Origin of the sequence: Candidatus Brevundimonas phytovorans (genome assembly GCA_029203145.1) — a bacterium.
GTDB lineage: Bacteria > Pseudomonadota > Alphaproteobacteria > Caulobacterales > Caulobacteraceae > Brevundimonas > Brevundimonas phytovorans.
Genome location: CP119309.1, coordinates 309,970 through 328,060 on the forward strand (window position 1 = coordinate 309,970; position 18,091 = coordinate 328,060).

Sequence of the window (18,091 nt, forward strand, 5' to 3'; positions counted from 1 at the left end):
GAGAAGGTGGCAGCCGAAGGCTGACGGATGAGGGGTCTCGCCGCGAGTGGATTTCGCGGCCTTCATCAAGCGTCGTGAAACCCCTCATCCGCCCCTTCGGGGCACCTTCTCCCGCAAGGGGAGAAGGATCAGTCCTGCGTCAGCCTGGCGTTCGCCGCCGCGATGATGGCGGCCAGCACCTCATGGGGACGGTTCTCAATCTGCGGGTTGGGGAAGCGCAGGACGCGGAAGTCCTGCGCCCGCAAAAACTCGTCGCGGGCGGCGTCCTCCGCGCGGTCGTCGTGGTGGGGGCCGTCGGCCTCGACGATCAGGCGATGCCGCAGGCAGACGAAGTCGGCGACGTAGCGTCCGATCACGACTTGGCGTCGGAACTTCAGTCCCTCCAGCCGCCGGTCCCGCAGAATGGCCCACAACCGCCGCTCATAGAGGGCGGGCTCGCGGCGCATCGTCTTGGCGCGGGTGTGCAGCCAGTCGTCCATGCGGCGACGCTAGCCCTTCTCCCGCAAGGAGAGAAGGAAGGAGTTAGCGCCCCTTCCTGAACGCCTCCGCCTTCTCGGCCGCCGCTTCCTTGCGCCAGCGTTTGGGGGCTGAGGTGTCGACGGCTTCGCCGGCGCCGGTGAGGGCTTCGTTGGCGAATTCGAGGTCGAGGAGCTTCATCTTCTTGATCTCGTCGCGGAGGCGGGCGGCTTCCTCGAACTCGAGGTTGGCGGCGGCTTCGCGCATCCGGCCCTCCATGTCCTTGAGGGCGGTCTGGAAGTTGGAGCCGACGAAGGGCTTGGATTCCTCGGCCACGCCGGGGCGGGTCAGGCGGTCCATCTCGCGAGACTCGTAGGGGCTGTCGAGGATTTCCTTGATGTCGCGCTTGACGCTTTCGGGCGTGATGCCGTGTTCGCGGTTGTAGGCTTCCTGACGCTCGCGGCGACGGTTGGTCTCGGCGATGGCGCGATCCATCGAGCCGGTCATGCGGTCGGCGTAGAGGATGACGCGGCCGTCGACGTTGCGCGCGGCGCGGCCGATGGTCTGGATCAGGGAGGTTTCCGACCGCAGGAAGCCCTCCTTGTCGGCGTCGAGGATGGCGACCAGGCCGCACTCGGGAATGTCCAGACCCTCGCGCAGCAGGTTGATGCCGATCAGGACGTCGAACGAACCGAGGCGAAGATCGCGCAGGATCTCGATGCGTTCCAGGGTGTCGACGTCGGAGTGCATGTAGCGGACGCGCACCCCCTGCTCATGCATGTATTCGGTGAGGTCCTCGGCCATCTTCTTGGTCAGGACGGTGACGAGGGAGCGGTAGCCCTGACGGGCCACGGCCTTGACCTCGTCGATGACGTCGTCGACCTGGTTGCGGGTCTGGCCGGAGACGGGGCGGATCTCGACCGGGGGGTCGATCAGGCCGGTGGGGCGGATGACCTGTTCCACGAAGACGCCGCCGGTCTGTTCCATCTCCCAGGGGCCGGGGGTGGCCGAGACGTGGACGGTCTGGGGCCGCATGGCCTCCCATTCGTCGAACTTCAGCGGGCGGTTGTCGATGCAGGAGGGCAGGCGGAAGCCGTACTCGGCCAGGGTCGACTTGCGGCGGTAGTCGCCCCGGAACATGCCGTTGATCTGGCCCACGGTGACGTGGCTCTCATCGACGAAGAGCAGGGCGTTGTCGGGGATATATTCGAAGAAGGTGGGCGGCGGCTCGCCCGGCGCGCGGCCGGTCAGCCAGCGGCTGTAGTTCTCGATGCCGGCGCAGGCGCCGGTGGCCTCCATCATCTCCAGATCAAAGCGGACGCGCTGTTCGAGGCGCTGCGCCTCCAGGAGCTTGCCGTTCTCGGTCATCCAGTCGAGCGTCTCCTTCAGCTCGGCCTTGATGCCCATGATGGCCTGGTTCAGCGACGGGCGCGGGGTGACGTAGTGGCTGGCGGCGTAGACGGTGACTTCCTCGAGGTCAGCGGTCTTCTTGCCGGTCAGGGGGTCGAACTCCTGGATGGATTCCAGCTCGTCGCCGAACAGCTGGATGCGCCAGGCGCGGTCCTCCATGTGGACGGGGAAGATCTCCAGCACGTCGCCGCGCTTCCTGAACATCCCGCGTTCGAAATTCAGGTCGTTGCGCTTGTATTGCAGGGCGATCAGGTCGGCGCGCAGCTTGGCCTCGTCGATCTGGTCGCCGACCTTCAGGGTGAAGGTCATGGCGGTGTAGGTCTCGACCGAGCCGATGCCGTAGATGCAGCTGACCGAGGCGACCACGATGACGTCGTCGCGCTCCAGGATGGCGCGGGTGGCCGCGTGGCGCATCCGGTCGATCTGCTCGTTAATCGACGAGTCCTTCTCGATGTAGGTGTCGGTCCGGGGCACGTAGGCCTCGGGTTGATAGTAGTCGTAGTAGCTGACGAAATACTCGACCGCGTTGTCGGGGAAGAAGCTCTTGAACTCGGAATAGAGCTGGGCGGCCAAGGTCTTGTTGGGGGCCAGGATCAGGGCCGGGCGCTGGGTCTGCTCGATGACCTTGGCCATGGTGAAGGTCTTGCCCGAGCCGGTGACGCCCAGCAGGACCTGATCGCGCTCTCCGGCCTCGGCCATGGCCACCAGCTCCTTGATGGCGGCGGGCTGATCCCCGGCGGGGGTGTACTTCGTCTCCAGCCGGAAGCGGCCGCCCTTTTTCGCGCCGTCGCGCGAGGGGCGGTGAGGCACCCAGTCGCCGGGGGCGGCGGGCGGCTCCTCCGGCGTCAGGCGCGGGCCGGTGACGGGGGCGAACATGGGCATGGCCTTGCCGCCACGGCCGCGCGGGCCGTCCTGGAGGAAGGGCGCGGCCATCTCCTGCACGCCTGGTTGGGCAGGCACATGGACGGGCTTGGACGGTTTCGAGGGAGAACGAGCCATGAACGTCAAGGTAGTGCGCGCGGGCGCGTGACGCCATAGGCGGCGATTGTGGCGAAAGCGGTCGGGGAGGAACGCGCCGTCGCCGCGATCCGGCTCAAGCTTTGTCTTAATCGCGCCGAATAGCGCCGCAATACGGGCAATATTTGGCTGCTTATCGCCTTAAATGGACGAATTGTGGTGTAAAGTGGGTTCATTGGCGTCAAAATTGACGCGCTTTTTCGCATATCGTCGCTTTATAGCAATATTTTGGTTGCCCTTGTGTGACGCTTTGCATAGCCGTCAGACAACCAAGAAACGTAGAGTCGAACATTGGTATCTGAAACGGCGTTCATTGAGCGTTGTATCTGTTGTACAATATTCACAGGTAAATAGAGGCATATGAGCACTCGTAAGAACTACCTGCTGGGCACGACGATGGTGGCTGGCGCCGCTGCAATGTCGCTGACCCTGCTCGCTCCGGGAGCCGCGTTCGCTCAGGACGCCACCAACACTCAGGAAGCTGCATCGACGGTTGACGAAGTCGTCGTCGTCGGCTCGCGCATTCGTCGCGACAATTACAACGCCCCGTCGCCGACCCAGGTCGTGACGCGCGAAGAAGCGACGCTGCAAGGCTTCGCCTCGACCACGGAAGCCCTGCAGAGCACGGCCGTCACGGGCGGCACCTCGCAGATCAACAGCTCGTACGGCGGCTACGTCACGGACGGCGGCCCCGGCGCCAACACGATCGGTCTGCGCGGCATGGGCCCGAGCCGCACCCTGGTGCTGCTGAACGGCCGTCGCGTCTCGCCCGCCGGTTCGCGCGGCTCGGTCGGTTCGGCCGACCTGAACGTGCTGCCGACCGCCATGATCGACCGCGTCGAAGTCCTGCGCGACGGCGCCTCGTCGGTCTACGGCTCGGACGCCGTGGCCGGCGTGGTCAACATCCAGACCCGCAAGAACTTTGAAGGCCTTACGCTGGAAGCCCAGCGTAACGAGCCGCTGGAAGCCAACGGCGCAGGCGGCTCGAGCCGCTTCTCGCTGACTGCCGGCGGCCGGGGCGACCGCTGGCGCGCCGCCGGTTCGATCGAACGCTATGAGCGCGACGAACTGACCCTGCGCGACCGTGCGTTCACGCGTTGCCAGACGGACGGCTATATCGACCGCACGACGGGCGGCAGCCTGGACTTCGTCGATCCGATCACCGGCAAGCCCAAGTGCTATCCGATCACGGACACCGGTTCGAACGGCGTGTCGATCAACACTGTCAGCATCGGCGTCGAAGGCCCGCTGGACGCACGCGGTCGTCGGACCTTCGTCGGCGTGAACGGCGTCGGCGCAGCCGGCTCGGTCGGCACCACCTTCAATCGCTGGCGTCCGAACTCGGGCGTCGACACGGGCGTGGTGGGCTTTGAAGGCGTCGGCGGCGGCGACAACGACGTCAACGTGCGTGACACCTTCGAAGATCGCATGCTCAACGAGTCGCTGATCTCTCCCGTCGAGATCACGACCCTGTACGGCGAAGCCGGCTATCAGCTGAACGCCCTGGGCAGCGCCGAACTGTACGGCGAAGTCCTGATCAACCAGCGCAAATCCTCGCAGACCGGCTATCGCCAGCTGGCGCTCGACTACGCCAAGGGCAGCCCCCTGCTGCCGGACAGCCTGGCCTTCAGCACCGTTTTGACGGACCAGGGTCTCAACAAAAGTCAGGACGTCGGCGTCCGCGCCTTCATCGGCTTCGGCAACGACCACTCCAAGCAAGAGCAGGTCTTCAACCGCAACGTCGTCGGCCTGAAGGGTGACTTCTTCATCCCGGAATGGCGCTATGACCTGTCGGCCAGCTATTCGCGTTCGCGTTCGGAATACACCAGCGAGCAGTTCCTGACGAACCGTTTGGTCGAAAGCCTGGACGTCGTCGAGACCGCACCTGGCCAGTTCCAGTGCGCCCAACTGGCCTCGAACCCTGGCTGCATCGCGGCCCCGGCGCTGAGCAGCCAGGTTATCGGCGGCGTCCTGCCGCAGGCCTGGGTCGATTACGTCTTCCGTCCGGTCAAGGGCGTGACCACCTATGAAGAGAAGATCGTCAGCCTCGGCCTCGACGGTCCGCTGTTCGACCTGCCGGCCGGCAAGGTGATGGGCTTCTTCGGCGCCGAATGGCGTGACTCGGAGATCGACGACACGCCGGGCCTCGATTCGCAGAACAACAACACCTACAACTTCTCCAGCTCGGGCATTACGCGCGGCTCGGACTCGGTGTGGGAAGTCTTTGCTGAAGTCGAAGCGCCGTTGCTGCGCGATGCGCCCTTCGCCAAGTCGCTGACGCTGAACGGTTCGTTCCGTTACACGGACTATGACTCGTACGGCGACGACACGACCTACAAGATCGGCCTGGTTTACCAGCCCGTCGACATGCTGACGTTCCGCGCCACCTACGGCACCTCCTACCGCGCCCCGGCGCTGTTCGAGCAGTTCGTCGGCGCCACGACCGGCTTCCTCGCCAACACCAACGACCGTTGCAACGAGTACGGCAAACCGAACGTCAACCCGAACCGCGTGGCTAACTGCACCGCCGAAGGTCTGGCGCCGGACCACTACAACCTGACCAGCGTCAAGGTCGTCACCCTGGGCGGCGCCGACGCCGGCCTGGAAGCCGAAACCTCGACCAACATGACGGTTGGCCTGGTTCTGAAACCGACCCTGCCCATGGGCTGGGGCGATGTCGCCTTCGCGGTCGACTACTACGAAATCGAAGTTGAAAACGGCGTCTCGCAGTATGGCGCCGCCAACATCCTGACGCGCTGCTACGACTCGCGCCCGGAAGATTTCGCCGCGGACGTGGGCTTCTGCTCGCTGGTCGAGCGCGATCCGTCCAACAATCAGCTGACGGTTCAGAACAGCTACGTGAACCTCGCCACGGACATCGTGAAGGGCCTGGACTACACCCTGCGCTACCGTAACGACGTCGGCCCGGGTTCGCTGCTGTTCAACCTGGCGGTCACCCAGTACACGGAAATCTCGAACAAGCTGTTCGCTGAAGATCCGCTGGAAGACTACAAGGGTCAGATCAACAATCCGGAGTTCACCGGAACGGCTGATGTGTCCTATGCCTGGGATCAATGGCGGGTGCGCTACGGCGTCGAATGGATCCAGGGCACGGATAGCTACGACTATCTGGGCGTCTCGCCTTCGGACGCCGACCCCTCGACCAGCATGTACGACTTCGATGTGCCGGACTATTTCCTGCACAACGCCTCGGTCCAGTACACGGGTGAAGGCTGGACGGTCACGGCCGGCGTGCGCAACCTGTGGAACGAAAACCCGCCGACCATCTCGTCGGGCTACTACAACCGGGTCGGCAACGCCCCGCTGTACTCGGGCTACGACTACCTGGGCCGCACGGCCTTCGTGAACCTCACGAAGTCCTTCTAAGGTCCGACCTGATTTCAGGTTGAGGGAGGGGCGGCGGACTTCGGTCCGCCGCCCTTTCTGCGTCTGGCGGACGCGGGGGCGGCTTCACTCGCGAGGTCAGAGGTTCACGTCAAGTATTGGCGCGGCGGCCTCACGAACGTGGTTTGTGCCTGTCATCCTCGCCCTTGTGGCGAGGATGACGGAGGCGTCAGCGTCGGCGCCGACACTCAATGTGAATTCAGCGAAGAAAAACCCCCGAGGCGCGGGCCTCGGGGGTTTTGTCGTCTGGAGGTTTCGGCGGGATCAGTCGCCGAGGTAGGGCTGGGCCCCGACCGGGGGGTTGGGGTCCTCAGGACGGCTGCCGTCCGCCAGCTTGCGCTGACCGGCGAACATCCGACCCAGCATCCGACGGCCGAAGCCGGCGATGTCGTCGACGATGGTGAAGATGGCCGGGATATAGAGCAGGGACAGGAAGGTCGAGGAGATCAGGCCGCCCAGGACCGCGATGGCCATGGGCGAGCGGAACTCGACGTCGGCGCCGATGCCCATGGCGATCGGCACCATGCCGGCCCCCATGGCGAAGGTGGTCATCAGGATGGGGCGGGCTCGCTTGTGGGCGGCGTCCATGATGGCCTCGCGGCGGCTCATGCCGCCCTCCTTCTCGGCGATGATGATGTAGTCGACCAGGAGGATGGAGTTCTTGGCCGCGATGCCCATCAGCATCAGCACGCCGATCAGAGCCGACAGGGAGAAGCTCTTGCCGCCGATCACCAGGCCGATGAAGGCCCCGCCGATGGCCAGGGGCAGGGCGGCCATGATGGTGACGGGATAGGCGAAGCTTTTGAACAGCAGGGTCAGGACCGCATACATCAGCAGGATGCCGGAGATGAAGGCGATGCCGAAGCCCATCAGCATCTCCTGGATGAACTCGGCGTCGCCGGCGGGGACCTGACGCACGCCCTCGGGCAGGCTCTTGACCGAGGGCAGGCGATTGACCGCCTGACCCGCGGCGCCCGTGGTGACGCCGTCCAGCTCGGCCGTGATCGAGGCGATGCGCGAGCGGTCCTGGCGGCGGACGGTGGCCGGGCCGGCGCCGAACGCGATGTCGGCCACGGCGCTGAGCGGCACCGAGGCGCCGGAGGCGGTCGGGACGCGCAGGTTCTCCAGCACGTTCAGATCCTGACGGGCCGCCTCGGTCAGTTGCAGGCGGATGGGGATCTGGCGGTCGCCGAGGTTGTATTTCGGCAGGTTCTGGTCGACGTCGCCGATGGTGGCGACGCGCACGGCCTGGGAGATGGTCCCGGCCGAGACGCCCAGCAGGGCGGCTTCGTCGGGGCGGGGCGTGACCAGGATTTCCGGGCGAGCAATGGCGGCGGTGTTGACCACATTGGCCAGGCCCTTCACCCCGCGCATCTCATCCTCGACCTTGCGGGCGGCGGCTTCGAGGGCGGCGGGATTATCCCCGAGAAGGGAGAAGGTGTAGCTGGTGCCGTCGCTGGGCCCGCCGCCCTGCTGGGCGATGCCGGCGCGGATGCGGGCGCCGGGAATCTGTTTCAGCTCATCGACCATGGCGCGGGCGAAGGCCTGCTGGCTGATGGACCGTTCGCCCTTGGGCACCATGTCGGCGTAGACATTGGCCTGACCCACGTCCTGACCGCCGATGGCGGCATAGACGGAGGTGACTTCGGGACGGGCGCGCAGCTTCTGCGTCACCTGCTGAACCACGGCGTCGGTCTGGCGCAGGGTCGAGCCGGGCGGCAGTTCGATCTGGAAGGCGGCGCGGCTCTGGTCGCCAGGCGACATGAACTCGAAGGACATCTTGGCCACGACCGAGAGGCTGATCGAGCCGACCAGGAAGACGGCGCCCAGGACGAAGACCTTCCAGCGGTTGCCGAGGCACCAGTGCAGGGCCTTCAGATAGCCCGCCATCCAGAAGGGGTCCTTGTCCTCATGCTTGGTGTGCTTGAGCAGATAGGCGGCCATCAGCGGCGTCAGGGTGCGCGCCACGACCAGCGAGAAGAAGACGCTGATGCAGGCGGCCAGGGCGAAGGCCTTGAAGAACTGGCCGATGATGCCGGGCATGAAGCCGACAGGGGCGAAGACGGCGATGATGGTGCCGGTCGTGGCCACGACGGCCAGGCCGATCTCGTCGGCGGCCTCGAAGGCGGCGTCATAGGGCGGCTTGCCGTCGCGCATGTGGCGGACGATGTTCTCGATCTCGACGATGGCGTCATCGACCAGGATGCCGATGGTCAGCGACAGGGCCAGCAGGGTGACGACGTTCAGCGACTGATCCATCGGCCCCAGCAGGGCGAAGGTCGGGATCAGCGACATGGGCATGGCCGTGGCCGCGATCAGGGTCGCACGCCAGTCGCGCAGGAAGATGAAGACGACGATGACGGCCAGGACGGCGCCCAGAAGCAGGGCTTCCAGCGAGGCGAGATAGCTTTCCTCGATATACTGGACGCTGGACGTCACCTGTTCGATGGACAGCTCCGGGTGGGCGGCGTCGATGCGGGCGACTTCCTGACGGACCTTTTCGGCCACCTTGACCTCGCTGGCCTCACGCGAGCGCAGGAAGTTGAAGGTGACGGCTTCCTGGCCGTTGTAGCGGGCCAGGCGGCGGGGCTCGCCCCACTTGTCGACCACGGCGCCGAGGTCGCCCAGGCGCACGCTCTTGCCATTGGCCAAGGGCACCAGGGTCTCACGCAGTTGCTGGATCGAGGTGGCGGCGCCCAGGGTGCGGACCGAGCGCTCGGACCCGGCCACGGTGACGCGGCCGCCGGGCAGGTTGTTGTTGACGTTGGTCAGGGCCTGGCTGACCTGGGCGGCGGTGACGCCGTAGGCGGCCAGGCGCTGGGGGTCCAGTTCGACGCGGATCTCGCGGTCGACGCCGCCCGAACGATTGACCTCGCCCACGCCGCCGAGGGCGAGCAGGGCGCGGCTCATTTCATTGTCGATGAACCAGCTGATCTGTTCCGGCGACATGGTCGGCGAGCGGACCACATAGGTGATCAGGGCGTCGCCGGTGATGTCGATGCGCTGGACCGTCGGCTCCTGCATGTCCTGGGGCAGGGAGGCGCGCACGCCGCTCATGGCGTTGCGGACGTCGTTGGTGGCGCGTTCGGTGTCGGTGCCCAGCTCGAACTCGATGGTGGTCGAGGACACGCCGTCGGTGATCTGGGAGTTGATGTGGCGCACCCCGGACAGGCCGGCCAGGGAGTCCTCGATCAGGCGTGTGACCTGGACCTCCATCTCGGCCGGGGCCGCGCCGGGGCGGGCGGCGGTGACGGCGACCAGAGGGAAGTCGATGTCGGGGTTGTTGTTGATCCGCATCCCCGAGAAGCCCGTGATCCCGCCAAGGGTCAGCAGCACGAAGAGCAGGATGATCGGGATGGGATTCTTGATGGCCCAGGACGAGATGTTGTTCATGGCCGGGCCTTACTTCGCAGCCGGGGCGGCGACAGGGGCGGCGACAGGGGCGGCGGCGGCGGCGGGGGCGACCGTGACCTTGTCGCCCTCGCTGAGGAAGCCGGCGCCCTGGACCACGACGCGGACGCCGGGCTCGATCCCGCTGACCGAGGTCTGGTCGTCGCGGCGCGACAGGACGGTGATCGGGCGGAAGTGGGCCGAGTTGTCGGCGTTGAGGACGTAAACCCCGGCCTTGTTCTCGCGATAGAGAACCGCGCCGGTGGGCACGACGGTGGTGGGCTGGGCGCCGGCGCTGATCGAGGCGCGGGCGAACATGCCCGGCTTCAGGCCGCTGCCGGGGGACAGGGTGATGCGGGCCAGGCCGAGGCGGGTCTGGGGGTCCACCTCGGGGGTGACGATGCGGATCGTGCCGCTGGTCGTGACGCCTTCATTGGAGGCGATGGCGGCGGTCTGACCGGCGCGCAGGGCGGGCAGGTCGGTCTCGGGCACCTGGGCGTCCAGCTCCAGGCGGCCGTCGCGGACCATGCGGAACAGCTGGGTTCCGGCGTCGACGATCTGACCCTTGGTCACGCTGCGGCTGATGATGAGGCCCGAGACGGGGGCCTTGATCTCGGCCTGGGACAGGCGGGTGCGGGTCTCCGACAGGGAGGCGCGGGCGGAGGCCAGATTGGCCTGGGAGGCGCGCTGGTTGGCCAGGGCCGTGTCCAGCGAGGCCTGGCTGAGGAAGCCGCGCGCCTTCAGCTCCTGGGCGCGGGCGAGGGCGGCGTCGTCGCGGGCGGCGTTGGCCTCGGCGGTCTGAACACCGGCCTGCTGCTGACGCAGCTGGGCCTGCAGCAGGGCGTCGTTCAGCTTGACCAGAACCTGGCCCTGACGGACGTAGGAGCCCTCATCGACATAGACGCCGACGGCGGTCAGGCCGCCGGTCTCGGCCCCGACGGGGACCTCCTCCCAGGCCGAGACGGTGCCGGAGGCGACGATGATGCGCGGCAGGGCCTGTTCGATGGCGACGGCGGCGCTGACCGTCTGGCGCGAGGCGCCGGTCTTTTCAGCCTGGGACTTGTCGTCGCCGTGGCCGCCGCAGGCGGTCAGGGTCAGGGCGGCGGCCGCCGCGAGGAGGAGGGCCGGAGTGCGAGAAGTGAACGCCACGTGCGAGGATCCTTGAAGGGTCGGTGCAGAGAGGGCGCGAACCAGTCTGTCCGGCGCCGGACGCGAGTTTGACAGCTGCGCTTCTTAGCGTTTCGGCGAAGCCTTCTCAAATCTCGCACAACCGTATTACCGCGAAGTAATGCTGGTCGATGGAGGGACGATCAGGGGCGATCGCGCGCGGGCAGGGCCGTAACCTCGGCCTCGGTCAGCTTCTTGACCACCTGGACGCGGCAGGGTTGGCGGGGCGTGGGACCGCCCGACACCAAAATGCGGCTGAAGTCGCCGGTGCACAGACGGCTGAGGCTGGCGTCGGGCACGAAGCCGATGCCGAAGGCGAAGTCGATGTCGGCGCAATAGCCCAGGGTCTGCAGCTCGAACACGTCCTTGTTGCGGGTGCGGATGTAGAGGGTCTGGTTGTCGCCGCGGAAGTTATCGACCTGATCGGTGTAGAAGCATTGGCTGCGCGCCGGGGGCTGGGCGCCGTCCTGGGCGGACATCGGGGCGCAGGCGGACAGGGCGACGGCGCCGGCCAGCAGCAGGAGCGGGAACACACGCGACATGGGAATCTCCATTGAGCCGAGGCCTGCGCTTCTACAACGTCCAGATGAACCTGAAGGTTAAGCGCGGACGGTCGCGGTTGGTTGCGCGGCGAAGCGCGCGGGCGCGAGGCGGGCGGCGAAGCCTGCGGGCAGGGGCGAGGGCTGGTCGAGGATGACGGCGGCCAGGTGCTCGCCCAGCAGGGGGGCGACGCAGAAGCCGCGGGAGCCGAGGCCGGTCAGGGCATAGAGGGTCGGGGCAGAGAGAGTGGGGGCATGGAGGCCGGGCGTCAGGGGCCCCGCGACGGGCAGGCGGTCGGGCGTGGTGGCGCGCACGGCCTTGCGGGTCCGGGGCGAGCCTGCGGCCTCGACCTGGGCGGCCAGGTCGGGCAGGCCGGCGGCCAGGGTCGCGAGGTTTCGAGCAGAGGCCTCGGCGTCGGGCGTCCGGTCGGTCTGACCCCGGTCGTGGGTGGCGCCGAACAGCAGGCCGGCGCCGGTCGGCACGGCGTAGCCGCCCCAGGCGACGGGGGGCGTGGTCGGCCCCTCGACCCAGTCGGCCTGACCGGAGACAGGCGCGAGCGGCAGGTCGGGGGCGAGGGCGGCGGTTCCCCAGCCGGCGGTCAGGACCACGGCGTCGGCTTCGATCACGACCGCGCCCTCGGCGTCGAGCAGGACCCAGCCGGCGTCCCCGGGGTGAAGGGTTTCAACGCGGGCGGTCAGGCGGTCGGCGCCCTCCAGCCAGGGCGTCAGCACCGCCGAGGGGCGCAAAGCCAGAGCGTCGCCCATCATCAGGCCGCCGGTCGCGGCCGCCTGGCCCAGAGGCGCGGCGCAGGCGGCGGCGTCGAGGCGGCGCATGGCCCCGGCGGGCCACAGGGCCTGGGCGGCGATCTTGTCGAAGCGGGCCGCGTCGCGCGGCGCCTGTTCCAACTGCAGCACGCCCTCGGCGATCACGGCCTCGGGCAGGGCGCGATAGAGGGCGCGGGCGCGCTCCAGGGCCTGGGCATGGAAGCCGGCGATCAGGGCGTCGCCCGCGTCGAGCCGGGGCGTGACCAGGGCGGCGGGAAAGCCGGAGCCGCCGGCGCCCGGTTGCTCGGCCTCGATGACGGTGACGCGGGCGCCGCCGGCGACCAGGGCGCGGGCGACCGAGGCCCCGGCGATGCCGGCGCCGACGACGGCGACGTGGGGCTGGGCGCGAGGCGCGGGGGGCGGCGAGGGCAGATGCGCCTCCAGCCGTTCGCGCTTGCGCCCGTGGCCGGGCTTCTTCTCGACGACGAAGCCGTGCTCGGCCAGGCCGCGTCGCACGGCGCCCGCGACGGTGAAGGTGGCGACCCGCGCGCCGGGGGCGGAGCGGGCGGCGATGAGGGCCATGATCTCGGGCGACCACATGCCGGGGTTCAGGGCGGGTGAGAAGCCGTCGAGGAACCAGGCGTCGGCGGGGCCGGACCATTGCTCGAGCGCCCAGCGGGCGTCGCCGACGGCGAGGTCGATGCGGGCCCCCCATTGCGGCAGGTCGAGGCGGTGGAAGCCGGGCGTTCCCTCGGGCCAGACGGCCAGGACGGCGGCGGCGGTCTCGCCCAGCTCGGGCCAGGCGGCGAGGGCGCGGGCGGCCTCGTCGCGGGTCAGGGGGAAGCCCTCGATGGAGAAGACGTGCAGGCGGGCGTTCTCAGGCCGGGTGCGGCGCCACAGGTCCAGCAGGGCCACGATGTTCAGGCCGGTGCCGAAGCCCAGTTCAGCGACGGTGAAGTCGGGGCGATCCGCCCAGGCGTCGGGCAGGCCGCAGCCGTCGAGGAAGACGACGCGGGTCTCGGCCAGACCGTCGTCCTTGGAGAAATAGACGTCGCCGAAGCGGCCGGAACGGGGCGAGCCGTCCTCGGCCCAGACCAGCTGGGGAGAGGCGTCGGCAGGGGACTGTTCGCGCGGGTCGTCGGTCATGGCCGGGCTTTAGCCGTCCGGGGTTCGGCTGGATAGCAGGCACGAAAAAAGGGGCCGTCCGAAGACGACCCCTTTCCGCATCGCGACCCGGAGGCCGCGATCCAAGACGTAAGTCTTAGTGAGCGGCAGCCGGAGCAGCAGCCGGAGCAGCGGCGGCCGGAGCAGCAGCAGCGTCGGCAGCGGCCGGAGCAGCGGCAGCAGCGTCGGTGGCGGCACCAGCAGCGGCGGCAGCGTCGGTGGCGGCGGCGTCGGCGGTGGCGGCAGCGTCCGTGGCGGTTGCAGCGGCGTCGGTGGCGTCGGCAGCGGCGTCTTCAGCCTTGTCGGTGGCGGCGGGTTGGCAAGCAGCCAGGGCCAGAGCGGCGGCCGAAGCGGCGATCAGAGCGGTGATGCGCATAGTAGTAATCCTTCAGAAGGTAAGGCGAGATCATGAACCCTCGCTGAGGGGGAGATAACGGGATCGTGAGCGAATGCGCAAGCGAAATTCTCACGCGTTCGTGAAGTCCTGTTATCCGCCCACCAAAAAGGCCGCCCCGATGCGGATCGGAGCGGCCTCTGGCCGGCTTTGAGGGCCGAAGTTTTTTAGTTTGCGGCCGGAGCCGGGGCGGCCGGGGCGGGGGCCGGGGTCATGGCGGCGCCGGCGGCGTCGGCGGCCTTTTCGGTCGCGGCGCCGGCCGAGGCGGCGGCGTCGGTGGCGGCGCCCGCAGCAGCGGTGGCGGCGTCAGCGGCGGTGGCGGCGGCGTCGGTGGCGGTTTCGGCCGCGGCGTCAGCGACAGCGGCGTTTTCTTCGGTCTTGGGCGCCGGTTGCTGGCAGGCGGCCAGCGACAGGGCGCTGAGGCCCGCGGCGACGATCATCAGGCGACGGATGGTCATGTGACTATAGCCCCTTCGATTTCAGGAATCCGACGGGACAACCCCGCCGATGCAAGGCGTAGCGCGAGATTGCAGGGTTCGACAAGCCCGATGTCGGGCCGCGCCGGGCGGGCGCGGCGCATCGGCGTCTCCTGGGGCACGCGAACGTGACCCGGCGCGAAGCGGCGTGAGCGATCCGTGTTGCGGCGGGGCCGTGTCGGGATCAGGCGTCCATCGGGGCGGCGGCCAGGGCTTCTTCCATCTCGGTGAAGGAGGGCTGGGCCGACGAGGGGATGTCGCCCCGGCCGATCTCGACCGAGATCTGGGCGGCGTTGCCGTGCAGGTGGGCGACCAGCACCGACTGGATGATCTTGTAGTAGGCGCCTTCCTCTTCGATGATCGCATTGAGGCGCGCGGCGAAGGGGCCGACCAGGCCGTAGGCCAGGAAGACGCCGAGGAAGGTGCCGACCAGGGCGCCGCCGATCATGCCGCCCAGGACTTCCGGCGGCTCGGTGATCGAGCCCATGGTCTTCACGATGCCCAGAACGGCGGCGACGATGCCCAGCGCAGGCAGGCCGTCGGCCAGGTTCTGCAGGGCGTGAGCGGCGGCCAGGGCCTCGTGGTGGTGTTTCTCGAGCTGCTTTTCCATGGCGTCCTCGATCTGATGCGGATCTTCGAGGTTCATGGTCATCATCCGCAGGGTGTCGCAGATGAAGTCGGTGGCGAAGTGGTCCTTCAGCACCTTGGGGTATTTCTGGAAGATGCTGCTCTCGGCCGGCTTTTCGATGTGGCTTTCCAGGGCGATGACGCCCTTGGACTTCATCGTCTTGGTCAGCTGGAACAGCAGGCTGAGCAGGTCCTTGTAGTCCTGCTTCTTCCATTTCGGACCGGCGAAGGTCTTGCCGAAGCCCGCCAGCGAGGCCTTGATGACCGGCAGGCTGTTGGAGATCAGGAAGGCGGCGACGCCCGCGCCGCCGATGGCCATGAACTCGTGCGGCAGGGCGTGCATGATGACGCCGAACTTGCCGCCTGCGAGGACGTAGCTGCCGAACACCATGCCGAACAGCAGGACGATGCCGATAATCTGGAACATGGGGCGGTCGGACGTCCTGCGGGAGAAAGCTCAGGACGCCGTTATCGGCGTTAATGCTTAAGGGCGGGTTTCACTCTCGCTACAGCCGGGTCGTGCCGTCGATGATGGCCTCATAGGCCTTGGCGGTCAGCTTCTGATAGCCGGTCTTGCCGCCGCGCACATAGACAGGGCCGACGACCTTTTCGAGATCGAAGCCGTCCGCGACCAGATCGACCTTGCGGTATTTGAAGGTGCCGGTGGTCTCGGCCGACTTCATCAGGCGCAGGAAGACCGGACGGGCGTAGGGCGGCAACTGCTCGTCGGCGTAGGCGGCGAAGGCGGCGGCGTCGAACTTGCCCTCCATCACCAGGCCGGCCATGCCCGCCTTGCCTTCCTGACCCGGGACGGCGACGCCGTAGGCGATGACTTCCTGAACGCCGGGGGCGTCATGCAGGCGCTGCTCGACCTCGGCGGTGGAGACGTTCTCGCCCTTCCAGCGATAGGTGTCGCCCAGGCGGTCCATGAAGTAGAAGTAGCCGTCGCGATCCTGACGCATCAGGTCGCCAGTGCGGAACCAGCGGTCGCCCTTCTTGAAGACGTCGGTGAGGATCTTCTTTTCCGAGGCCTTCTTGTCGGCATAGCCCGAGAAGTCGTGGCGGATGTCGGCGGCGATCTGGCCGATGGCCTCGCCGGTCTGGCCGACCGAGACCAGCTGGCACAGGCCGTCCGGGCGGCGCAGCGGCTCGCCCGTTTCCGGGTCCAGGGCGATCAGGCGGATGTTGATCTGCGACTTCAGATAGCTGGGCACGCGGCCGATAGCGCCCGCCTTGCCGTCGAAGTTGAACAGGGAGACGTTGCCCTCGGTGGAGCCGTAGAACTCCATGATGTCCTTGATGCCGAAACGCTTCTGGAACTCGGTCCAGACGTCGGGGCGCAGGCCGTTGCCGAAGGCGAGGCGCAGCTTGTGGGCGCGCTCGTCCGGGTTGGGCGGGCAGTTGACCAGGTAGCGGCACAGCTCGCCGATATAGACGAAGGTGGTGGCGCCGGAGGCCTTCACGTCGGGCCAGAAATTGGTCGAGGAAAAGCGGCGGCGAATGATCATCCGGCCGCCGTTCAGCAGGATGGAGCCGACCCCGACCAGACCGCCGGTCGAGTGATAGAGGGGCAGGCAGTTGTAGAGGGCGTCCTTGGGCGTCGTGGCCGTGGCCCCGGCGAAGGCGCGCATATAGGTGCGGGCGCGCGAATGGGGGATGCGCGCGGCCTTGGGCAGGCCGGTGGTGCCCGAGGTGAAGATGAAGAGGGCCGTGTCGCGGTTGGTCAGACCCTGACGCAGGCCCTTGTCGGGACGCACCGAGGAGGCGCTGCGCACCGCGTTGTCGATGTCGCGGCGGTCGTTGGTCTCGTCCTCGTCGGCCAGGCCGTGGACCCAGACCATCAGGTTGCGGTCGACGAAAGGCCGCGCTTCCTCCACCGCGCGCCAGCAGTCCTGATCCGTCACGACGCAGAAGGCGTTGGAGATGGTCAGGCAGTGGGCCAGGGCGGCGCCGTTGAGGTTGGTGTTGATCAGGGCCGTGGCCACGCCGACCTTGGAGAAGCCGATCCAGGCGGCCAGGTATTCGACCCGGTTGTGCATCACCAGAGCGATGACGTCGGAGCGCTTCAGGTTCCGCGCCTTGGCCCAGTGGGCGTAGCGGTTGGCCAGGGCGTCCAGCTCGCGATAGGTCAGGCGGCGGTTTTCGTCCTCGAGCGCGACATGATCCGCGAACCGGTCCACCGCCTCCTCGATGTCGTCACAGACCAGGACGTCGCTGTCGAGGGTGATGGGCTTGATGCGCTTCAGGAGGCGGTACAGCCCGCTCGCGAACCTGATATCGCGCCGGATGTTCGCTGCCAGACCCATGCTTGCGCCGCCTCTTGTCGAATTACGCCTTTCGACGGTGATGAACGGGCAGCGGCGACGGGTCAACAGGTCGCAGGCGCGCATCGCCACAATGTTTCGCGAACAGGATGCTTGAGCCGCCTTTTCGATGACGTTGGGTAAGGTTGTTCCGCGACGTAAGGTCAACCTGGGCGGGGCGCGGAGGCAAGAAGGGGGCAAGAAACGACAGTCTCATGACTTGCCCATGCTTTCGCCTGAACTGTGGCGGGGGTGGTGTTTCTTCGGGGCGATCGCCCAATTCGCGGAACCTTGCTCTTTTGATCGGGGTTGAGGGGCCCTTGGATAAGGAGAAGACATCATGTCCGTGACCTATACCGATCCGGTTCGTCCCGCCGCCGCCCGCCCCGCTGAACGTGTGGACAGCGAGGCCTATGTGCCGGTCTATGCCCGCAACAGTGCGCGCACGTCCAACAAGCCCGTCAAGACCTGGATGATCCTGGCGCCCCTGGGGGTGCTGATGGTCGGCGGCGCGGCGGCGGCCATGTTGATGTCGCCGGCCGAGACGACCTTGCCGGAGGCGGCCGCGCCGTTGGCGCCTCCGACCGTGACGCCCGCGGTGACGTCCGAGCTCTCGCCGCTGACGGCGGCCACCGTCCCGATGGAGACGCCGACCGATCTGGCGACAGCGCCCCTGCCGCCGTCCGACCTGGCCCCCGCAGCGCCGCGCGCGGCGCCCGCGCCGGTCGCCCGGACCTCGGCCGCCCGGACCGCGCCGGCCAGAACCTCGCTGGCCAGAACCGCGCCGGCCGCGCCGTCGACGCCGGCGGCCGAAGCCCCGGTTCCGGCGGGCCCGCAGCCCTATCTGTCGGTCGCGCCTCAGGCGGGGCCGACGACCATGACGCCGGCGGCTCCGACCACGACGCCCGCCGCCTCGCCTCCGCCCATCGTGATCACCCCGACCGCCTGATCGCGGCGGCCGACAGAGAAAGGCCCGGC

General features: G+C 67.8%; 12 protein-coding genes. 2 read left to right on the top strand and 10 right to left on the bottom strand.

Translation table 11 applies throughout. From position 1 onward, the window contains the following. Positions 1-128: 128 nt before the first annotated feature. Together P0Y52_01505 and uvrB are read right to left on the bottom strand one after the other, a co-directional pair. Positions 129-479, bottom strand: coding sequence for a DUF559 domain-containing protein (locus tag P0Y52_01505; protein ID WEK58238.1), 351 nt, complete (start codon positions 477-479; stop codon positions 129-131). Between the two features lie 43 nt (positions 480-522). Further along, positions 523-2,865, bottom strand: coding sequence for an excinuclease ABC subunit UvrB (uvrB, locus tag P0Y52_01510; protein ID WEK58239.1), 2,343 nt, complete (start codon positions 2,863-2,865; stop codon positions 523-525). A 378-nt stretch (positions 2,866-3,243) separates the two neighbouring features. Here uvrB and P0Y52_01515 point away from each other — a divergent pair, with 378 nt between their 5' ends. Further along, the gene (locus P0Y52_01515; protein WEK58240.1) at positions 3,244-6,270 is read left to right on the top strand and encodes a TonB-dependent receptor; all 3,027 of its coding nucleotides are present in this window, start codon (positions 3,244-3,246) and stop codon (positions 6,268-6,270) included. Between the two features lie 282 nt (positions 6,271-6,552). Here P0Y52_01515 and P0Y52_01520 read toward each other — a convergent pair whose 3' ends face one another. The 8 genes from P0Y52_01520 to P0Y52_01555 all read right to left on the bottom strand — a co-directional run bounded on the left by P0Y52_01520 (position 6,553) and on the right by P0Y52_01555 (position 17,116). Beyond that, positions 6,553-9,681: an efflux RND transporter permease subunit gene (locus P0Y52_01520; GenBank protein ID WEK58241.1), complete on the bottom strand. Its 3,129-nt coding sequence runs from the start codon at positions 9,679-9,681 to the stop codon at positions 6,553-6,555. Positions 9,682-9,690: 9 nt separating this feature from the next. Next, positions 9,691-10,827 carry an efflux RND transporter periplasmic adaptor subunit gene (locus tag P0Y52_01525; GenBank protein ID WEK58242.1) on the bottom strand — a complete coding sequence of 379 codons (1,137 nt, stop codon included), beginning with the start codon at positions 10,825-10,827 and terminating at the stop codon, positions 9,691-9,693. A 161-nt stretch (positions 10,828-10,988) separates the two neighbouring features. Next, the gene (locus P0Y52_01530; GenBank protein WEK58243.1) at positions 10,989-11,387 is read right to left on the bottom strand and encodes a DUF6491 family protein; all 399 of its coding nucleotides are present in this window, start codon (positions 11,385-11,387) and stop codon (positions 10,989-10,991) included. 57 nt (positions 11,388-11,444) lie between these two features. Then, complete coding sequence (mnmC, locus tag P0Y52_01535; protein ID WEK58244.1) at positions 11,445-13,295, bottom strand: FAD-dependent 5-carboxymethylaminomethyl-2-thiouridine(34) oxidoreductase MnmC; 1,851 nt, start codon at positions 13,293-13,295, stop codon at positions 11,445-11,447. 115 nt (positions 13,296-13,410) lie between these two features. Beyond that, positions 13,411-13,689: a hypothetical protein gene (locus tag P0Y52_01540; GenBank protein WEK58245.1), complete on the bottom strand. Its 279-nt coding sequence runs from the start codon at positions 13,687-13,689 to the stop codon at positions 13,411-13,413. Between the two features lie 185 nt (positions 13,690-13,874). After that, the gene (locus P0Y52_01545) at positions 13,875-14,165 is read right to left on the bottom strand and encodes a hypothetical protein (protein WEK58246.1); all 291 of its coding nucleotides are present in this window, start codon (positions 14,163-14,165) and stop codon (positions 13,875-13,877) included. A gap of 202 nt (positions 14,166-14,367) precedes the next feature. Beyond that, positions 14,368-15,237, bottom strand: coding sequence for a flagellar motor stator protein MotA (motA, locus tag P0Y52_01550; GenBank protein WEK58247.1), 870 nt, complete (start codon positions 15,235-15,237; stop codon positions 14,368-14,370). A 79-nt stretch (positions 15,238-15,316) separates the two neighbouring features. Next, positions 15,317-17,116: a long-chain-acyl-CoA synthetase gene (locus tag P0Y52_01555; GenBank protein WEK58248.1), complete on the bottom strand. Its 1,800-nt coding sequence runs from the start codon at positions 17,114-17,116 to the stop codon at positions 15,317-15,319. A 337-nt stretch (positions 17,117-17,453) separates the two neighbouring features. Between P0Y52_01555 and P0Y52_01560 the strand changes: the two genes are divergently transcribed. Beyond that, the gene (locus tag P0Y52_01560; GenBank protein ID WEK58249.1) at positions 17,454-18,062 is read left to right on the top strand and encodes a hypothetical protein; all 609 of its coding nucleotides are present in this window, start codon (positions 17,454-17,456) and stop codon (positions 18,060-18,062) included. Positions 18,063-18,091: the final 29 nt, after the last annotated feature.